Here is a 16787-nt window from a genome sequence, read left to right as displayed (position 1 = left end):
AAGAACAGGGCAGTGTCTCACTCAGCGATACGATCGCCGGGTGAGCGACGCGGCCGACCTCGACACCGTGCTGGGTAAGGCGGTGACCATCCTGCGCGCGTTTCGCCCCGACGATCAGGTGCTCGGACTCGCGGAGCTGGTTCGGCGAACCGGGCTACACAAAGCGACAGTGCACCGGCTCGCTGGCGAGCTCGTCGCCAATCGGCTGCTCGACCGCACTGGGAGCGGTTACCGCCTCAGCGGCGGGCTGTTCGAGCTGGGCATGATGGCATCGCTCGAACGCGGACTGCTCGAGCTGGCCATGCCGTTCCTGCAAGACATCTACGAACGCACCCACGAGACGGTGCATCTGGGCGTGCTGGAAGGCCACGACGTGGTGTATGTGGCCAAGCTCGGCGGCCACCGGCAGGCGAAGTCGCCGTCGCGGGCGGGAGGTCGAATGCCGCTGTACTGCACCGGCATTGGCAAGGCATTGCTCGCGAATGCCGACCCGCAACTGCGCCGGGAGGTGCTGTCGGGGCCGCTGGTCCGCCGCACCCCGCACACGGTGGTGGCGCCGGGGATGCTGCGGCGCCAACTTTCCCAGGTCGTCAAGACCGGCGTGGCCTATGAACGCGAAGAGTCCGCGCTGGGCATCGCCTGCGTGGCCGCCCCGGTCTTCGGGCCCGAAGCGCAACTGCTTGCGGCGATAAGCGTGACCGGTCCCACGAACCGATTCCGGCCGGAGGCCAATGCCGCCACTGTGCGAGCCGCGGCGACCGGCCTGAGCAGCACGTTGGTCCGCCGCGAACGGCTCCGCTGAAAGGTAAGGACCCCGCAGCGTCCCGGCGAGTATCGTCCACCGCATGCTCGGGAGGGCTGCGCAGTGATCGACGGACTGGAACGGGCCACGCAGGTCCTGGATCTTTTTTGCTCCGATGTTCCCGAGTGGAGCGTCACTGAGGTCTGCCGCGCGTTGCAGCTGCCGAAAACCACAGTGTGGGAATACATGCAGGCTATGACGGGGCTAGGGCTGCTGCGGCGTACCACACGAGGCCGGTACCGGCTGGGGTGGCGGGCGTTTCAGTGGGGACTGCGGGCCCGCATGACATCGGAGATCTCCGGCCCTGCCCGCGTGGAAATGGCCAAGCTCGTCGAGACGTACAACGAGACCGTTCAACTGGTTTCGCGTTACCGCAACGAGGTGGTCTATCTGGAGAAGATTTCTCCTCGCACCGGCGTGCACGTCAACCTGACTCGGGTGGGCGAGCGACTGCCGGCGCACTGCACCGCGGCCGGCAAGGTTCTGTTGAGCCATCTACCGCCCGGCGAAGTGCGCAACATATATGCCGGCAAAGAAATGGCCCGGCTGACCGAGCATTCCATCGGATCGCTGCCCGTGTTGGAGTCGGAACTGGCCATCGTCCGCGAGCGTGGCTATGGCCTCGACGTGGAGGAGACGGTCGAGGGCATGTGCTGTGTCGCTGCGCCGGTCCGCAATGCCGACGGCGATGTGACGTGGGCCTTGAGCATGAGCTTTCTCGAATATCGCCAGCTCACGCACGGCGATACCTACGCCCAGGCGATTGTCGACGCCGCCCAACGCCTGTCTCGCCCGAAGGATTTCGGTCTCGACCAGCGCTAGGCGTCCCGAGCGCACCCGTTGTTCGGCTCAGCCGAACGGGACCGTTGCGGCCGTCTTGTGAGGCCGGTTACATTTTTTCGCAGAGAGATTTCAACCGAAAATTCCACTCACCGCTCGATTGATTTTCCCTCAAATTCGTCGCTTATTGCGCCCACGGTTATTCGTCATGCCTGAAAAATGTCCACGCCGATCATTTACGGAGAGTCTCGATGGTTAATACAAGCAACACGACCGGTCGACGGGTCGGGATAGATATCGGGGGCACCTTTACCGATCTCTTCGTGGTCGAGGGGGACGGGCAGGGGCGGATCTACAAGTCGCCCACCACGCCACACGACCCGTCGGTCGGTTTGCTGAACGGATTGACCAAGGCGGCGGACGCTGTCGGCGAATCGCTGGAAGAGTTCCTCAGCGGCGTGTCCGCGATCGTGCACGGCACGACGATCGCGACCAACGCCGTCCTCACCCGCCAAGGCGCGAAGACCGGCTTCGTCACGACGCGCGGATTCCGGGATCTGCTGAACATGCGCCGCGGGATCCGGGACCGCCAGAACGACTCGAAGTACGCCCCGCCCGTTCCCCTCGTGCCCCGCGACCTCGTGGCCACCGTGCGCGAACGTATCGACGTGTTGGGCAATGAGCTCGTCACGCTGAATGAGGATGACGTCCGAGCGGCTGCCCAGCTGTTCCGGGACCAAGGCGTCGACGCCGTGGCGATCTCCTACCTGTGGTCCTTCCTAGATCCTGCTCACGAGCAACGGACCGCGGAAATTCTGCGCGAAGAGCTCCCGGACGCCTTCGTCACGATTTCGAGCGACGTGCTGCCGCAGATTCGCGCCTACGAGCGGCACAGCACAACGGTGCTGAATGCGTTTGTCGGCCCGAAGTTGCAGAAGTACCTGGCCAACATCAAACGGCAGTTGGCCGACCGCGGCTTCGGCGGCACCTTGCTCATCGTGCAGTCCAACGGCGGGGTGATGTCGCCCGAAATCGCCAGCGAGATGGCCGTCAACGCGCTGATGTCCGGACCGGCTGCCGCACCGGAAGCAGCCCTGCAGTACGCCCGCCGCCACGGTTCGGAGGATGTCATCACCGTGGACATGGGCGGCACCAGCTTCGATGTGGCACTCGTCCGCGATGGCAAACCACTGCTCACCAGCGACAGCGAGATCGGCGGCTATCGGGTGGCCCTGCCGATGCTCGACATCCACACCGTGGGTGCGGGCGGGGGTTCTCTGGTGTGGGTGGACTCCGGCGGCATCCTGCGCGTCGGACCCCAAAGCGCCACCGCCACACCCGGTCCCGCCTGCTACGGCCGGGGTGGGCAGAACCCCACCACCACCGACGCCGAACTACTCATGGGCTACCTGAACCCAGACCTGTTCGGCGATGGCGCATTCACCCTCGACGTCGACGCCGCCCGCAAGGCAGTCGAGGAGAAGGTTGCCGAACCGTTGGGCCTGTCGGTCACCGAAGCGGTCGAAGGCATTTACCGGGTGGTCAACGCCACCATGGCCGAGGCCGTCAATGCAGTCTCGGTCAAGCGCGGTGTCGACCCCCGCGAATTCACGCTGGTGGTAGCCGGTGGCGCCGGACCGATCCACGCCGTGCCGATCGCCCAGGAACTCGGCATCAGCCGCATCATCGTCCCCCGCGAGTCGTCGGTGTTCTGCGCTGTCGGAACGCTGCTGACCGACCTCAAGCACATGTATGCGAGAACCTTTGTCTCCGACATGGATTCGCTGGATCTGAGCCGGGTCAGCGCGGTGTATCGGGAGATGCGGGACGAAGCAATTGTCACGTTGCGCTCGGAAAATGTAGACCCGGACGCGATCGATCTGATCTTCACCGCCGATGTGCGCTACGTGGGCCAATTCGATGAGATCGAAGTGCCGCTGGAGTTCGACGGCGAACTCACGCCTGCGGCGCTCAAGCAGCTCGTTGCCGATTTCGAGGAAAAGCACGAGTCGCTCAACGGCTACTCGATGCCGGGGGAGGCCACCGAGTTGATCAACGTGCGCTTGACCGCGTTCGGTCGGACCACCAAGCCCGCCCTCGCCGAAGACCCGTCGGCCGGCCAGGATCCGTCCGCGGCCCACAAGGGCACCCGCGAAGCCATCTTCTCCGGCTCGGAGATTCAGGTGGATGTCTACGACGGTCTCGAGCTTCGACGGGACAACCGCGTCTTCGGCCCCGCGGTCATCGAGCAGCCGACCACGACCGTCGTCCTCATCGAGGGCTACACCCTGACAGTGGACGCCCAGGGCACCTACGTCATCGAACCGGCCCGCGCAGCGGACTGAAAGGAAATCCGAAATGACCCAGATACCAACTAAATCCGATCCCATCCTCGTCGCGGTGATCGGCAACGCCCTGGACGGAATCACGCGCGAGATCGGCCAGACCATGCTGCGCACGTCGCGCTCACCGATCTTCGTGGAGGCACGTGACTTCGCCACCTCCATCTTCGGTGCGGATTGCCAGCTCGTGGCCCAGACCCACTACATTCCGGTGATCGGCGGTGCCACGCCGTTTGCCCAGCGCGCCATCGCAGAATTCTTCGGCGACGACATTCATGACGGTGACGTCTTCATCCACAACGACCCCTTCAACGGCGGCTCCCACCTGCCCGACATCACCATCACCCGACCGGTCTTCTTCGACGGCGAACTCGTCTTCTGGGCAATGACCAAGGGACACAACGCCGATGTCGGCGGCGGGGGTGTGGTCGGGTTCAATCCCGGTGCCCGCGATGTTCAGGAAGAGGGCGTTCGCATTCCACCGGTCCGCATCATCGACCGCGGCACACTGCGCAAGGACGCTTGGGAACTCATCCTCAGCAACGTCCGCATGCGGTCGCTGGTCGAGAGCGTGCTGAACTGCCAGATCGGTGCCACCGCCATCGGCGAGCGTCGGCTGCACGCATTGCTGAAAAAGTATGGCACCCAAACGGTTCGGGCGGCCACCGACGAACTGATGCGCGCCAGCGCTCGCCAGGTTCGCGCCGAAATCGCCACCATTCCCGACGGGGAATACAGCGCCGAGACCTTGATCGACAACGATGGTATCGACCGGGATCGGCCCTACCGAGTCGCGGTGACCATCAAGGTCGACGGCGAAAAGCTCACCTTCGATTTCAGCGCCAGCGACCCGCAGGCCCAAGGGTTTATCAACAGCCCGATCGCCAACACGGTGGCCTCGGCTCACCTTGCGCTGTTCGGCTCCATCGACCCCGACATTCGCTACAACAGCGGTGCGATCGAGCCGCTCGAGATCGTTGCCCCCAAGGGGTCCATCGTCAATCCCGACGCCCCGGCACCGGTGGCTGCCTGCACGGTTCCCACGTGCGAAGCGATCGCCGCGACAGTGTGGATGGCCATGGCCAAGGCCGTTCCGAGCCGCGCCCACGCCGGGTGGGCACGCTGGTGCACCCCGGCCACGATGGGGATGAACCCCCGCACCGGGCGGGCGTTCGGCGATTTGCATTTCTTGGGCAAGGGCGGCAGCGGCGCGACCGAGGGATTCGACGGCTGGGACCACCTGTCACCGGCGAACACCTTGGGCGGTCTGCGTACCCCGGACCCTGAACTTCACGAGCTGGACACGCCGTACCTGCTCGAGGAACTCGAATACCTTCCCGACAGTGCCGGCGGTGGCCAGTGGCGTGGGGGACTGGGCGTGCGCTACCGCTGGCGCGTGCAGGCCAATGACATCGCCTGCGCCACATACGGCAGTGGGTTCCGGCCGGAGACCGCTCCGGTGGGACTTCTCGGCGGCCAACCCGGCATCGTGCAGACGCTGACCCTGACCCGACCGGGCGCCGAACCGGAGCAGATCGACACCAACTCCTTCTACACGCTGAACGAGGGCGACGTCTTCGAGGTCGTGGCCAGCGGCGGCGGCGGATTCGGCGACCCTCATCTGCGCGACGCCGAGCTGGTGCTGCGCGACGTGCGCGAAGGTGTGGTGTCCCTCGACGCCGCGCGCGCGGTCTACGGCGTCGACATCGACCCGGACACTTTCGAAATCCGCGGGGCCGAAACCGCAACGCTGCGTGCGGGCACTCGCTGACATTCCGCTAATACCCGAGGAGTTTCACCATGGCCAAAATCGTCTTTGCGGTGGCCGCGAGCCACGCGCCGGGCCTGATCGGCATGTTCGATCAAGCCCCGAAAGAATCGCAGCAGATCGTTTCATCCGCCTACGGCACTATTGCGAAACAAATCCGCGAGGCCGACCTCGATGTGATCATCATGGTGGCCAATGACCATATGGCCAACAATCGGATTCGGTCGTACCCCGATTTCGTGATCGGAATGGCGCCCGAGCACCGTGGGCCGGCCGAGTTTTTCAAGGACTGGCTGGGTTGCGGCGAATACACCATTCCCGGGCGTCCCGACATCGCGGAGAAGGTTGTCAACGGCCTCAGCCAGCGGGGCACCCACGTCACCGCGACGCGGGAGAACCTCAACTTCGACGACAACATTTCCGTTCCTGTGGTCAAGACCGAGATCGAAGCCAGCGGTGTGGCGATCATCCCAATCCTGCAGAACTTGACGGTTCCGCCTTTCCCCGATCAGCACCGCTGCTACGAGATCGGGCAGCAGTTCGCGGACGTCATCGAGCACGACCTGCCCGATGACCTGCGGGTAGGACTGTTCGCCACCGGCGGCATGAGCCATGAACCCGGCGGCGTACGGGACTTCTGGATCGACGAGGAATTCGACCAGTGGTTCCTCGACCTGCTTGCCAACGGCGATCACGACAAGGTCCTCACCGAGATCACCCCGCAACGCCTCGATGAGGCCGGCATAGGCGGGACCGGGGAACTGCTCAGCTGGATTCTGGTCATGGGTGCCATCGGCGAGCGGTTCTGCAACGTACTCGGCTACACCGCCTGGGACCAGTGGCGCTGCGGCATCGGGGCCGTCAGTTGGGACATGACATCCGCACCGGCTGGGCACTAGGAGAAACACGTCATGAGTCTGGAAAACATCAACCGAGCCTTGGTGTCCCACGATCTGGTGCAGGACCTCAAGTGGAATGCCGACCTGCGCCACGAATTCGAGCAGGATCAGGCTGGCGTCCTCGACCGCTATGACCTGACGCCGGCAGAGCGTACGGCCATCGAGCAACGGGACTTCCGCGCCCTCTACGACCTCGGATTTCATCCCTACCTGGGAGCACAGTTCGCGCGAATCCTGTTTGCAAACAACAAGTCCGGTGCCACCAGCGCGGTCCAAATGTTGCTGGCGTCGATCCGTCAGGCGCCGGCCGGATCCGCAACGAGCCAGCGATGATGCAGGAGGCAGCCGTGCAGGTGTCCACGGCAACCGTTCACCATTTGCCTGCGGAGCCGCAGACGGTCCGGGTGGGAGTCATCGATCCCGCCGCCGCGCCGGTGCTCTCGGTGGACTCCGGCGACGAGGTCATCCTGTCTACGTGGGGCCATTGGGGCAACCAGGTCACGCCGGAGACGGTTATGACGGATTTTCCCAGTCTGCGTCAGCGATTCCCCGACGCACTCGGCCCGCACTCGATTACCGGACCCATCCACGTGCGCGGTGCCCGTCCAGGTGATGCACTGGTGGTCGATGTCCTCGAACTTGTGCCTGCCGCATACGGATTCAACCTGGTGGTGGCCCATCCTCGTGGACGCGGAGTGCTGCGCAACCGGTTCCCCGACGGCAGGATCCGCCACTTCATGCTGGATCGCAGATCAATGACCACCACCATCGGCGGTAGCGTGACCGTCCCGCTGAAGCCATTCCTGGGAATCATGGGCGTGGCCCCCGCCGACGACGGTCCCCGCAGCACCGTGGAACCCGGACCGTTCGGCGGCAACATGGACCTGTCCGAACTGGTGGTCGGCGCTCGTCTGAAATTGCCGGTGTTCAGGGACGGCGCTGGATTCTACTGCGGCGACGGACACGCGGTTCAGGGCGACGGTGAAGTGAACCAAACCGCCATCGAGACCGGCATGGACCATGTGCGGCTGCGGTTCGCGGTGGAGCCGGCCGCTGGGTTGCGCACCCCCCGCGTTGAGACCGCGCACCACTTCATCTCCACCGGGTTCGGAGCAACTCTCGAGGACGCCGCGCACGACGCGGTGGACGACTTGGTGAATTGGCTGACGGACGAAGGCCTCAGCGCCGATGAAGCCTACAGCCTGTGCTCCATCGCGGCGGATGTCCGCGTGACGCAGCTGGTGAACAACATCGTCGGGGTCCACACGGTCATCGAGAAATTCACCCGCCACCGTTGACCATCGACCCGAGCCGCCATAGACCGCATTCCACCGAAAAGGATTCTTAAATGGCAACAACTCTGCACATCCCGGACTACCGGACCGACGCCTTCTTCGGTCTCGAGGACAAGTGGCTGCCGACCGCCGACGGCGAGCTCACTCACTATCACGAGCTGGGCGCGGGCACCCCGATCCTGTTCCTACACGGCTCCGGCACCGGCGTAACTGCAGCGGCGAACTGGTGGCTGAATTTGCCCAGCATTGCCGAACAGGGTCGCTGCATCGCGATCGACTCCATCGGCTACGGACAGACGGTCGTGGCACCAGGCACCGAATACGGCATCCGGGAATGGGTCCGGCACGCGGTGCGGGTGCTGGACGCCCTCGATATCGAAAAGACCTGGCTTGTGGGCAATTCCATCGGCGGCTGGGTGGCCATGCAGTTCGCCATCGATTTTCCGGAACGTCTGCTGGGCATCGTGTCGATGGGCACCGGGGGAGCGAAGAAAACCGCTGCGTTGGCCGGTCATTCCCGGCCCGAACTGTCCGAGGCCGGCATCCGCCGCACCCTCGAGCAGTTCGTAGTGGATACCTCGCTCATCACCGACGAGCTAGTGCGCCTTCGCTATCGAGCCGCCCTGAACGACACCGCGGCCGACAGGCTCGTCAAGGTCGTCGCGGCCCGCGATCGAGACCGCGACGCGCTGCCGCTGAACCTGGATGCCTTGGCCACGCTCGAAATCCCGGTCCTGCTGATACATGGCATGCAGGACGTGGTCATTCCCGTCTCGCGCACACTGGAGCTACTGCACACGATCCCGACTGCAGACGCCCACATCTTCAGTCAATGCGGTCACTGGTCCCAAATCGAACGCGCCGACGAATTCAACGACGTGCTTCGGCAGTATCTCTCGAGGCATGGGGTTACCTCCTGACCCGTGCTTGGAGGTCACCCCGCCGGGCTTAGGCGGATACGACTAGTGCTGTGCGTTCCAGTTGCGGATCGCTGCGGCGAATTGTTCGGGCGCATCGGAGGGGACGAAGTGGCCGGCACCTTTGACGATGACGGTCTGATGATCGGCAAAGGTCTGCTCCCACCGCCGCAATTCGCTGCTGCCGAACGCGAAGTCGGAATCTCCCCAGATGATCAGCGTCGGAAGTGCCGCAATGCCAGTCAAACCCGCTTCGACGTCGGTGAGAAAGCGGCGGCTGGCGGTAATTTCACGGGGGAATACAGCCGAGGCCTCTCGCCGCGCGGGAGTGTCGAGGGCCTTTTGGTAGTGGGACATCTGCTCGTCGGTGGGCTTGGTCAAGCGGTGACCGAGCGGGACCATGACGTCGACGAAGAGGTTGAGTTGACGAATCAGCAGGCGACCGATCGCGCTGCCCATCGCATGGGACATGATTTGCACCAGCGGAGTGCCCACCGGCCATGCCCACGTGTTGGTCAAAACCAGCCGGTCAAAGGCCTGGGGATGGCGTTGCACGGTTGCCAGCCCAATCGGGCCGCCCCAGTCATGAGCGACCAGCGTAATTTCCCTCAGCGCAAGTTCTTTCACGAACGAACCGATCACCTGGGCATGTTCGGCGGGCAGGTACCGGTACCCCGACGCCGCCACCGACAGCCCGAATCCGGGATAGTCCACTGCGACGCAACGAAATTCGTGCCGCAGTGACTGGATGACCTGGCTGTAGTCGAACGACCAAGTCGGGTTGCCGTGCAGGAACAGCAGGATGGGCCCTGATCCTTCATCCACGTAGTGGACAGTGTGACCGTTGATGCTGATGAACCGACTCTCGAACGGGAACAATTCATCATCGACCCAGTCGGGCCTGACTGTGGCTGTCATAGACCATCCTTCTTCGGTTGTACTTGATATAATCAAGCGCGCTTTAAATTATCAAGTGGATGGTCGAAATGGGTCGAAATTACCGTCAGTACTGCGGACTTGCCAGAGCCCTCGAGGTGGTGGGTGATCGATGGAATCTGCTGATCGTTCGTGAGTTGCTCATCGCTCCCGCCCGCTACCGGCAGCTCATTGAAGGCCTTCCGGGTGTCGCGACGAATCTGCTCACAGACCGGTTGCGGGATCTCGAAGCAGCAGGGGTGGTCGAACGACGGTTGGCTGAGGACGGTGCGACGGTCGTGTACGCCCTCACCCCGTGGGGCGCGGCGTTGCGCGAGCCGATCGAGGGTCTGATTCGCTGGTCCGCTCCACTGATGGTGCGCGGGCCCGAAGGCGACCACTTCCATGATGAGTGGCTCCTGATCGCCCTCCCAGCCCTTTTCGCCGGACGGATCTCCCCAGAGTCGTCAGCGGCCATCGGCCTATCCGTCAACGGCCAACTGATCCAGGTGCAGGCAACGCCCGCAGGCATCGAGGTGAGTCCGCACGAGGGCCGCGAACTCGACGCGATCGTTCGGGCCGAACCCCCGATAATCCTCGGGCTCGCCGCCGGCATGCTCACGCTCGACAACGTTCACGAGCTGGTCGATATAGATGGCGATGAAGCCGCAGTGCGCACCGTCCTGAGTGCCCAGCGGTCTTAGGGCCGCGGACTCCAGCGATTCTCAATGTCGTGATTGTCGTGCCGGAAAAAGCCGCGTCGGATCTAGCCGCTAGGACGACGTGCTGTACCGCCGCGTGCGGGTGGTCAGTTGATGCCGAAAGGTGCCGCGTAGCGGACCGTGCCGGACGGCATGGGCGAGCCGTCGAGGCTGAGCGCCATCAGCGCTTCGTCCGGCACTTCGATCGAAAGCCGGATTTCGAATCCGGACGCTCGGCGAAACCCGAACCGCGGGTAGTACCCGGGGTGGCCGAGAACCACCACGTAGTGCTCGCCGAGTTCGGTGGCGTTCGACAGAGCGGCGCGTATCGCGGCCGAACCCGCGCCGACCCCTTGACGTTCGGGTAGCACTGCGCACGGCCCCAGACACAGGGCGGGTGTCTGGTCGATGTGGCACCTGGTGAGCAAGGCGTAGCCCGCAGGGTTGCCGTCCTCACCGATGCTCAGCACCGATAGCTGCGGTATCCAGGCGGGGTCGCGGCGCAGTGCTTCCACCAAGTCGGCTTCTTCGGCAGTATCGAAGGCGGCCAGATTGATCCGGCGCGTGGCGGCGGCATCGTCGGCGGTTTCCGCGCGGGTGGTCCAGTCGGAACTCACGGCAGGTTCACCCCTCGGCACGAACGACGACGATACCCGTCGACGTCGCGGTGATCCACCATGTTGATTACGCCGTGCTTGCCGGCAGCACCGCTGAAATGGGCCGGGCCGTGGTACTGAATCACGGTCATGAGGCGGCGAATTGAAGGCTAGCGGTAGCTGCGCCGAGCGTGCCGGCTCAGGACCCGGCAGCGTTCTGGAAGCGCAGCGCATCGACAAGGATTGGCGGCGGCTCCATCTTTCCGGACCCATCTTTCGCGATGCAGACGTAAACCGTGCTTGCGGTTAGCGCACGGCGGCTGGAATCGCCTGAGTGAATTGCGAATCCGATCGTGAAGGAGGTGCGACCGAGCTTCTCGAGCGAGACGTCGACATGCACCGTGTCACCCCAGTGCAGCGATCCGGACCAGTCCTGCTCGGAGTGCACTAGCTGTACGTCGGCGCCGAGAGCGAAGATGTCCGCCCATGGCGTGGTGTGAGCCACGAACTCGCCGAACGCCTCGTCCATGTAGGCGAGGTACCACATGTTGAAGACAACACCCTGCTGGTCGACCTCGAGGTAGCGGACAGGCGCACGGTATGTAAAGGTCACGGCGCCAAACTACCTCCCATGTCGGGCATCGACGGCGTATCGCCGGTCGGCATCGATGTTTCCTAATCGATGCACCGACTACCTGCACGCGGTTCGCGGTTGCTGGCGCTCGTACCACCAGACTATTGCATATTCACTTAGCTCGTGGTCTCCTATGTGAAGGAACAATAGTTTGGAGATCCAATGAGCCATCGTGTTTGTGTCGCCGGGGTGGGGATGATTCCGTTCACCACGCCAAGCCGGACCGAGTCGTACGACGTGATGGGCGAGCGTGCGGTCCGCGCAGCCCTGACCGACGCCGGTGTCGGCTACGACGCGGTTCAGCAGGCGTATGTCGGCTACGTGTACGGCGATTCCACCTCGGGACAGGCCGCCCTGTATCGTGTTGGCACACCTGGGATTCCGGTGGTCAACGTCAACAACAACTGCTCAACGGGCTCGTCTGCGCTGTATCTGGCGCGCCAAGCGGTCGAGTACGGCGTCGCGGACGTGGTGCTGGCCCTGGGCTTCGAGCAGATGCAGCGGGGAGCGCTGGCCATGGCCTATGCGGACCGGCCGTCGCCCTTCGACAGCTTCAACCGGGTGGTACACGAACTGCAAGACCCGAGTGAAGCACCATTTGCCGCCCAATTCTTCGGCGGTGCCGGGCGCGAATACTGCGAGCGGTACGGGACGGACCCGAGGGTGTTCGCCGAGATTTCGGTGAAAGCGCGCCGGCACGCATCGAACAACCCGTATGCGGTCTTCCGTGATCCGGTCACCGCCGAGGAGGTCCTCGCGTCACCGCACATCTACGGACCGCTGACGCGGCTGCAATGCTGCCCGCCGACCTGTGGAGCGGCCGCGGCGGTGCTGGTGAGCGAGGACTACGCCCGCAAACATGGACTCTCGACCGACGTGGTGATTCGGGCGCAGGCCATGACCACGGACACGGCTTCGACATTCGAGGACCACTCGATGATGAAGATCGTCGGTTACGACATGTCGAAGGCTGCGGCGGCGCAGGTTTACGAGGCCTCCGGCGTGGAACCGACTGCCATACCGGTCGTGGAATTGCACGACTGCTTCACCACCAACGAGGTGCTCACCTATGAGGCGCTCGGGCTGACGCCGGAAGGCTCTGCCGAGAAGTTCATCGCCGACGGCGACAACACCTACGGCGGACAGGTGGTGACCAACCCATCGGGCGGGCTGTTGTCGAAGGGGCATCCACTCGGTGCGACCGGTCTCGCCCAGTGCACGGAACTGGTGTGGCAACTGCGCGGTCAGGCCGGCGACCGACAGGTCGACGGTGCACGGGTCGCATTGCAGCACAACATCGGACTCGGCGGCGCAGCCGTCGTCACCTTGTACGAGAAGCTGGGCTGAGCATGGCAATCGACACCAGCGCCATCGGCACCGCACTGCCGGCCAGCCGGATGACCATCGACGCCGGGCGGTTGCGGTTCTTCGCCAAGGCGATCGGCGAAACCAACCCGGTCTTCACCGACGAGGCCGCGGCCCGCGCCGCCGGGTATCCGACACTGCCGGTACCGCCGACCTTCCTGTTCGCTATCGAACTGGAAAACCCGGACCCCTTCGCATGGCTAGGCCAGCTCGGCATCGACCTGCGCCACGTCCTGCATGGCGAACAGCAGTTCCGCTACCACTCGATGGCCCATGCCGGTGACGTCCTCACCTCCACCCCACGGATCACCGACGTGTACAGCAAGAAGGGTGGCGCGCTGGAATTCGTCGTCAAAGAGTCGACGGTGACTCGGACCGACGGCAGCGTGGTGGCGGAGCTGACATCCGTGATCGTCGTACGGAACCCGGAGGTCCGCCCATGACAGCGATGCGAGAGGTGTCGGTCGGCACCGCGCTGCCACCGCTTGAGATTGCGCCGATTTCCCGGACGACGCTGGCTTTGTTCGCCGGCGCCTCCGGTGACCACAACCCCATGCACATCGATCTCGATGTCGCCAAGTCGGCTGGGCTCGACGATGTGTTCGCGCACGGCATGTTGTCGATGGCCTACCTCGGCCGGCTGTTGACGGACTGGGTCGGACCCGACGCGATCCGTTCCTACGGGGTGCGCTTCGGCGCCATCACGCCGGTCCATGCCAAACCCACCGCCACCGGCACAGTCACCGCGATAGACGAGATCGACGGGGAACTCCGTGCCACCCTCGACCTGAAAGTCACCCTCGCCGACGGCACGGTCACGCTGACCGGCACTGCCGTGGTCGCTGCCTGAAAGGACTTGCCACACATGGGAACTCTGAACAACAAGGTTGCCATCGTCTCCGGTTCCGGCCGTGGTATCGGCCGCGAGATCGCCGTCAAACTCGCCGCCGAGGGCGCCTCGGTGGTGGTCAACGATCTCGACGGCGAACCGGCGAAGGAAACCGTCGCCGCCATCGAAGCCGCTGGCGGCACAGCGGTGGCCTGCATCGGATCGGTGACCGATGCCGACTTCGGTGAGCGCTTCGTTGCCACTGCCGTGGACAACTTCGGCGGACTCGACATCGTCGTCAACAACGCGGGATACACATGGGACTCGGTGATCCAGAAGATGACCGACGAACAGTGGGACGCCATCCTCGACGTCCATCTGAAGGCACCGTTTCGGATTCTGCGTGCCGCCCAACCGGTGATCGCGGGACTGGTCAAACAGGCAAAGGAAGCAGGCCAACCGGTGCCATGCCGCAAGGTGGTCAACATTTCCTCCCTCGCCGGCACCGGCGGCAATGCCGGACAGGTCAATTACTCGGCGGCCAAAGCCGGCGTCACCGGCCTGACCAAGGCGCTGGCCAAGGAATGGGGCCGTTACAACGTCACCGTCAACACGGTCGCGTTCGGACTGATCAAGACCCGACTCACTGATGCACCCGCTGACAGTGGCGGCACGATCGACGTGGCGGGCAAGGAAATCAAGGTCGGCGTGAACCCGAACCTGCTCAGCGCCATGGAGCAGATGATTCCGCTCGGGCGTGCTGGCACCCCGGCTGAGGCCGCGGGTGCGGTGTATCTGTTCTGCATTCCCGAATCGGACTACGTCAGCGCTCAGACGCTCGTCTGCGGCGGTGGGTTCAACTTCTGATGGGCACGCCGATTCGGCCAGTGGGGAATACATCGGCGCGCTGGGGATGACCGAGCCTGGCGGCGGCTCCGATTTGAAGGCATTACGCACCAATGCGATTCGTGATGGCGACCACTACATCGTCAACGGCGCAAAGACGTTCATCACCAACGGCAAGCATGCCGACATCGTGGTGCTGGTCGCGCGCACGGACCCGAGTGCGGGTACCAGTCGAAAATCTCCTCGGCGAGGAGGGCAAAGGCTTCTACTACGCGATGAACCAACTCGCCCATGAGCGGCTGATCATCTCCGACGGCGCCATCGCCGTGGCCGAGGCGGCGCTGGCTGAGACGATCGAATACACCAAGGCGCGCAGGGCTTTCGGCGCCCCGTTGTTCGAGATGCAGAACACTCGCTTCGAGTTGGCGCAGTGCGCGATCCTCACCCGCACCGCTCGGGTATTCGTCGACCATTGCATCGACACGCACCTACGCGGCGAATTGGACGCGGCCGTCGCGTCTATGGCCAAGGCGCACGCGACCGATGTGCAATGCGAAGTCATCGACCGGTGTGTGCAATTGTTCGGTGGCTACGGCTACATGCTCGAATATCCGATCGCACGGCGTTACGCCGATGCCCGCGTCCAAAAGGTCTACGCGGGGCCGAATGAAGTCATGAAGGAACTCATCGCCCGATCGCTGTGAGGTTTCACTCCGAATGTGATCAGCGCGGTAGGTTCAGATCGCAATGGGTACTTTCGATGGTGACGCGGCCGTGAGTACCGCGTCGGGACTGGTTCGCCCGGCGCGCGGCACGCGGCCAGCCAACCGTCGCGAACTCATCCTCGAGGCCGCGGGTGAGTTGTTCTACCGCAACGGTTATCCGAACGTCGGCGTCGGCGACATTGCCGAGGCCGTGGCGATCGGCCCCTCGGCGCTGTACCGACACTTCAACAACAAGCAGGATCTGCTGCGTGAGGTTGTGGCTCGCGCACTTGCGACATTGCAGGCCACAATCACGGAAATGTCTGCAGAGACTGCACCGGATATCGCGACCGTATTGGCGACAACGTTGCTCGAGCATCGGCGCATCGGTGTGCTGTGGCGGCGGGAGGCACGCCACCTCACGGTCGAGGCTCGAAGCGAACTGCGCCGACAGATCCGCGACATCGCCGGCGAGCTCGCGGATCTGTTGTGTCGGCAGCAGTCGGGCTTGGGTGCGGCCGAATCAGACTTGCTGGCATGGGCCCTCTTGGCCGTGGCCACGAGCGTGTCGTTCCACAACCTCACGGTGAGCGACGAACTACTGGTCCAGATGCTGCAGGCGGCGATGGCGACGCCGATCCCGCCGTTGGCCGCGCGCGGCGAGACGGCGGCCGAACCCGGTACGTGGTCGCCGTCGCGGCGCGCGGCGATCCTCAACGCTGCGATCCATCTGTTCGCTGAGCAGGGATTCACGCCGGTGAGCATGGACGACATCGGCGAGCGTGTCGGAATTGCCGGGCCGAGTATCTACAACCATTTCAGCAGCAAGGCTGAGATACTGGCCGCGGCCATCACGCGTGGCAACGAGATGCTTCGTGGCGATATGTACCGCGAACTGAAGCGCGCCACCGGTCCCGCCGACGCCCTGGAACGCTTGTTGTACAGCTACACGGCATTCGTTTTCGAGAATGCCGATGTAATCCGGTTACTCACAACGGAACTCGGCAACCTCGAACCGCAAGAGCAAGATAATGCGCGCAGGATGCAACGCGACTACATCGCCGAATGGGTCACGTTGCTGCGCCAGGTGCATCCCGGGCACGACCCCACGGATGCGCGCGTACGGGTACAGGCCGCGTTGACCACTGTGAACGACATCGCCAGTACCCCGCATTTGCACTCGTTCGAGAACATCGCGGCATGCACCGGACTCATCTGCCGCCGCTTGCTCGACGTCTGACCCGCTTCCGGCAATACAGCGACAAGCCGTTTTCCACTTAATAGCTATATCTGCAACAAATGTGGCCCTTGCAGAGTATTTACAGCTAGTGACAATTCACTTAGCCTAGTTAGGGGAATCACACGCACCGACGAGCGTCGCACCTTGAAGGAAA

At 63.8% G+C, this 16787-nt stretch carries 18 protein-coding genes and 1 pseudogene; 15 read left to right on the top strand and 4 right to left on the bottom strand.

The annotated features are described in order from the left end of the window. The first annotated feature begins 40 nt into the window (after positions 1 to 40). The 8 genes from FOS14_RS13840 (at position 41) to FOS14_RS13805 (ending at position 8806) form a co-directional block, all read left to right on the top strand. Entirely contained in the window at positions 41 to 802 is a 762-nt protein-coding gene (locus FOS14_RS13840) for an IclR family transcriptional regulator (RefSeq protein ID WP_143771397.1), read from the top strand. Between the two features lie 63 nt (positions 803 to 865). Beyond that, on the top strand, positions 866 to 1624 hold the full coding sequence (locus tag FOS14_RS13835; RefSeq protein WP_143771396.1) for an IclR family transcriptional regulator: 759 nt from the start codon (positions 866 to 868) through the stop codon (positions 1622 to 1624). A gap of 209 nt (positions 1625 to 1833) precedes the next feature. Next, the gene (locus tag FOS14_RS13830) at positions 1834 to 3927 is read left to right on the top strand and encodes a hydantoinase/oxoprolinase family protein (protein ID WP_143771395.1); all 2094 of its coding nucleotides are present in this window, start codon (positions 1834 to 1836) and stop codon (positions 3925 to 3927) included. 13 nt (positions 3928 to 3940) lie between these two features. Beyond that, on the top strand, positions 3941 to 5695 hold the full coding sequence (locus tag FOS14_RS13825) for a hydantoinase B/oxoprolinase family protein (RefSeq protein ID WP_143771394.1): 1755 nt from the start codon (positions 3941 to 3943) through the stop codon (positions 5693 to 5695). A gap of 29 nt (positions 5696 to 5724) precedes the next feature. After that, positions 5725 to 6591: a hypothetical protein gene (locus FOS14_RS13820; protein ID WP_143771393.1), complete on the top strand. Its 867-nt coding sequence runs from the start codon at positions 5725 to 5727 to the stop codon at positions 6589 to 6591. Positions 6592 to 6603: 12 nt separating this feature from the next. Beyond that, positions 6604 to 6924, top strand: coding sequence for an extradiol ring-cleavage dioxygenase (locus FOS14_RS13815; protein WP_143771392.1), 321 nt, complete (start codon positions 6604 to 6606; stop codon positions 6922 to 6924). Beyond that, positions 6921 to 7889: an acetamidase/formamidase family protein gene (locus FOS14_RS13810; RefSeq protein ID WP_143771391.1), complete on the top strand. Its 969-nt coding sequence runs from the start codon at positions 6921 to 6923 to the stop codon at positions 7887 to 7889. The genes FOS14_RS13815 and FOS14_RS13810 overlap by 4 nt, the downstream gene beginning before the upstream one ends. 50 nt (positions 7890 to 7939) lie before the next feature. Beyond that, positions 7940 to 8806, top strand: coding sequence for an alpha/beta fold hydrolase (locus FOS14_RS13805; protein WP_143771390.1), 867 nt, complete (start codon positions 7940 to 7942; stop codon positions 8804 to 8806). A 42-nt stretch (positions 8807 to 8848) separates the two neighbouring features. Here the strand turns inward: FOS14_RS13805 and FOS14_RS13800 are convergent, their stop codons facing one another. Continuing rightward, positions 8849 to 9721, bottom strand: coding sequence for an alpha/beta fold hydrolase (locus FOS14_RS13800; RefSeq protein WP_143771389.1), 873 nt, complete (start codon positions 9719 to 9721; stop codon positions 8849 to 8851). A gap of 68 nt (positions 9722 to 9789) precedes the next feature. Between FOS14_RS13800 and FOS14_RS13795 the strand changes: the two genes are divergently transcribed. Continuing rightward, a complete protein-coding gene (locus FOS14_RS13795; protein ID WP_143771388.1) occupies positions 9790 to 10422 on the top strand; it encodes a helix-turn-helix domain-containing protein in 633 nt (210 codons plus the stop codon). A 104-nt stretch (positions 10423 to 10526) separates the two neighbouring features. Here FOS14_RS13795 and FOS14_RS13790 read toward each other — a convergent pair whose 3' ends face one another. The 3 genes from FOS14_RS13790 to FOS14_RS13785 are packed head-to-tail and all read right to left on the bottom strand — an operon-like array spanning position 10527 to position 11628. Then, the gene (locus FOS14_RS13790; protein WP_255450325.1) at positions 10527 to 11036 is read right to left on the bottom strand and encodes a GNAT family N-acetyltransferase; all 510 of its coding nucleotides are present in this window, start codon (positions 11034 to 11036) and stop codon (positions 10527 to 10529) included. Continuing rightward, positions 11033 to 11167: a hypothetical protein gene (locus FOS14_RS25240; RefSeq protein WP_255450324.1), complete on the bottom strand. Its 135-nt coding sequence runs from the start codon at positions 11165 to 11167 to the stop codon at positions 11033 to 11035. Before FOS14_RS25240 ends, FOS14_RS13790 begins: the two co-directional genes overlap by 4 nt. A 47-nt stretch (positions 11168 to 11214) precedes the next feature. Beyond that, a complete protein-coding gene (locus FOS14_RS13785) occupies positions 11215 to 11628 on the bottom strand; it encodes a thioesterase family protein (RefSeq protein WP_221936712.1) in 414 nt (137 codons plus the stop codon). 183 nt (positions 11629 to 11811) lie between these two features. On the opposite strand from FOS14_RS13785, the gene FOS14_RS13780 reads away from it, so the two are divergent. The 6 genes and pseudogenes from FOS14_RS13780 (at position 11812) to FOS14_RS13755 (ending at position 16633) form a co-directional block, all read left to right on the top strand. After that, complete coding sequence (locus FOS14_RS13780) at positions 11812 to 12996, top strand: lipid-transfer protein (RefSeq protein ID WP_143771386.1); 1185 nt, start codon at positions 11812 to 11814, stop codon at positions 12994 to 12996. A gap of 2 nt (positions 12997 to 12998) precedes the next feature. Next, entirely contained in the window at positions 12999 to 13457 is a 459-nt protein-coding gene (locus tag FOS14_RS13775) for a MaoC family dehydratase N-terminal domain-containing protein (protein ID WP_143771385.1), read from the top strand. Beyond that, positions 13454 to 13864 carry a MaoC/PaaZ C-terminal domain-containing protein gene (locus FOS14_RS13770; RefSeq protein WP_143771384.1) on the top strand — a complete coding sequence of 137 codons (411 nt, stop codon included), beginning with the start codon at positions 13454 to 13456 and terminating at the stop codon, positions 13862 to 13864. The genes FOS14_RS13775 and FOS14_RS13770 overlap by 4 nt, the downstream gene beginning before the upstream one ends. 15 nt (positions 13865 to 13879) lie before the next feature. After that, the gene (locus FOS14_RS13765) at positions 13880 to 14710 is read left to right on the top strand and encodes an SDR family NAD(P)-dependent oxidoreductase (protein ID WP_143771383.1); all 831 of its coding nucleotides are present in this window, start codon (positions 13880 to 13882) and stop codon (positions 14708 to 14710) included. A gap of 16 nt (positions 14711 to 14726) precedes the next feature. Then, positions 14727 to 15393, top strand: a pseudogene (locus tag FOS14_RS13760) (acyl-CoA dehydrogenase family protein); the annotation flags it as partial. Positions 15394 to 15436: 43 nt separating this feature from the next. Beyond that, complete coding sequence (locus FOS14_RS13755) at positions 15437 to 16633, top strand: TetR/AcrR family transcriptional regulator (RefSeq protein ID WP_143771382.1); 1197 nt, start codon at positions 15437 to 15439, stop codon at positions 16631 to 16633. The last annotated feature ends 154 nt before the right edge of the window (positions 16634 to 16787 follow it).

It is taken from the genome of Skermania sp. ID1734, from assembly GCF_007489285.1.
Lineage (GTDB): Bacteria > Actinomycetota > Actinomycetes > Mycobacteriales > Mycobacteriaceae > ID1734.
The sequence above is the reverse complement of the archived record's forward strand: the minus strand, read 5'-3'. Positions and strand labels throughout refer to the sequence as shown.

What these genes read in the sequence shown, in the direction of transcription:
- FOS14_RS13780 (WP_143771386.1), top strand. Translation starts at nt 11,812, where the DNA reads ATGAGCCATCGTGTTTGTGTCGCCGGGGTGGGGATGATTCCGTTCACC.
- FOS14_RS13820 (WP_143771393.1), top strand. Translation starts at nt 5,725, where the DNA reads ATGGCCAAAATCGTCTTTGCGGTGGCCGCGAGCCACGCGCCGGGCCTG.
- FOS14_RS13795 (WP_143771388.1), top strand. Translation starts at nt 9,790, where the DNA reads ATGGGTCGAAATTACCGTCAGTACTGCGGACTTGCCAGAGCCCTCGAG.
- FOS14_RS13805 (WP_143771390.1), top strand. Translation starts at nt 7,940, where the DNA reads ATGGCAACAACTCTGCACATCCCGGACTACCGGACCGACGCCTTCTTC.
- FOS14_RS13755 (WP_143771382.1), top strand. Translation starts at nt 15,437, where the DNA reads ATGGGTACTTTCGATGGTGACGCGGCCGTGAGTACCGCGTCGGGACTG.
- FOS14_RS25240 (WP_255450324.1), bottom strand. Translation starts at nt 11,167, where the DNA reads ATGACCGTGATTCAGTACCACGGCCCGGCCCATTTCAGCGGTGCTGCC.
- FOS14_RS13810 (WP_143771391.1), top strand. Translation starts at nt 6,921, where the DNA reads ATGATGCAGGAGGCAGCCGTGCAGGTGTCCACGGCAACCGTTCACCAT.
- FOS14_RS13770 (WP_143771384.1), top strand. Translation starts at nt 13,454, where the DNA reads ATGACAGCGATGCGAGAGGTGTCGGTCGGCACCGCGCTGCCACCGCTT.
- FOS14_RS13775 (WP_143771385.1), top strand. Translation starts at nt 12,999, where the DNA reads ATGGCAATCGACACCAGCGCCATCGGCACCGCACTGCCGGCCAGCCGG.
- FOS14_RS13830 (WP_143771395.1), top strand. Translation starts at nt 1,834, where the DNA reads ATGGTTAATACAAGCAACACGACCGGTCGACGGGTCGGGATAGATATC.
- FOS14_RS13825 (WP_143771394.1), top strand. Translation starts at nt 3,941, where the DNA reads ATGACCCAGATACCAACTAAATCCGATCCCATCCTCGTCGCGGTGATC.
- FOS14_RS13765 (WP_143771383.1), top strand. Translation starts at nt 13,880, where the DNA reads ATGGGAACTCTGAACAACAAGGTTGCCATCGTCTCCGGTTCCGGCCGT.
- FOS14_RS13815 (WP_143771392.1), top strand. Translation starts at nt 6,604, where the DNA reads ATGAGTCTGGAAAACATCAACCGAGCCTTGGTGTCCCACGATCTGGTG.
- FOS14_RS13800 (WP_143771389.1), bottom strand. Translation starts at nt 9,721, where the DNA reads ATGACAGCCACAGTCAGGCCCGACTGGGTCGATGATGAATTGTTCCCG.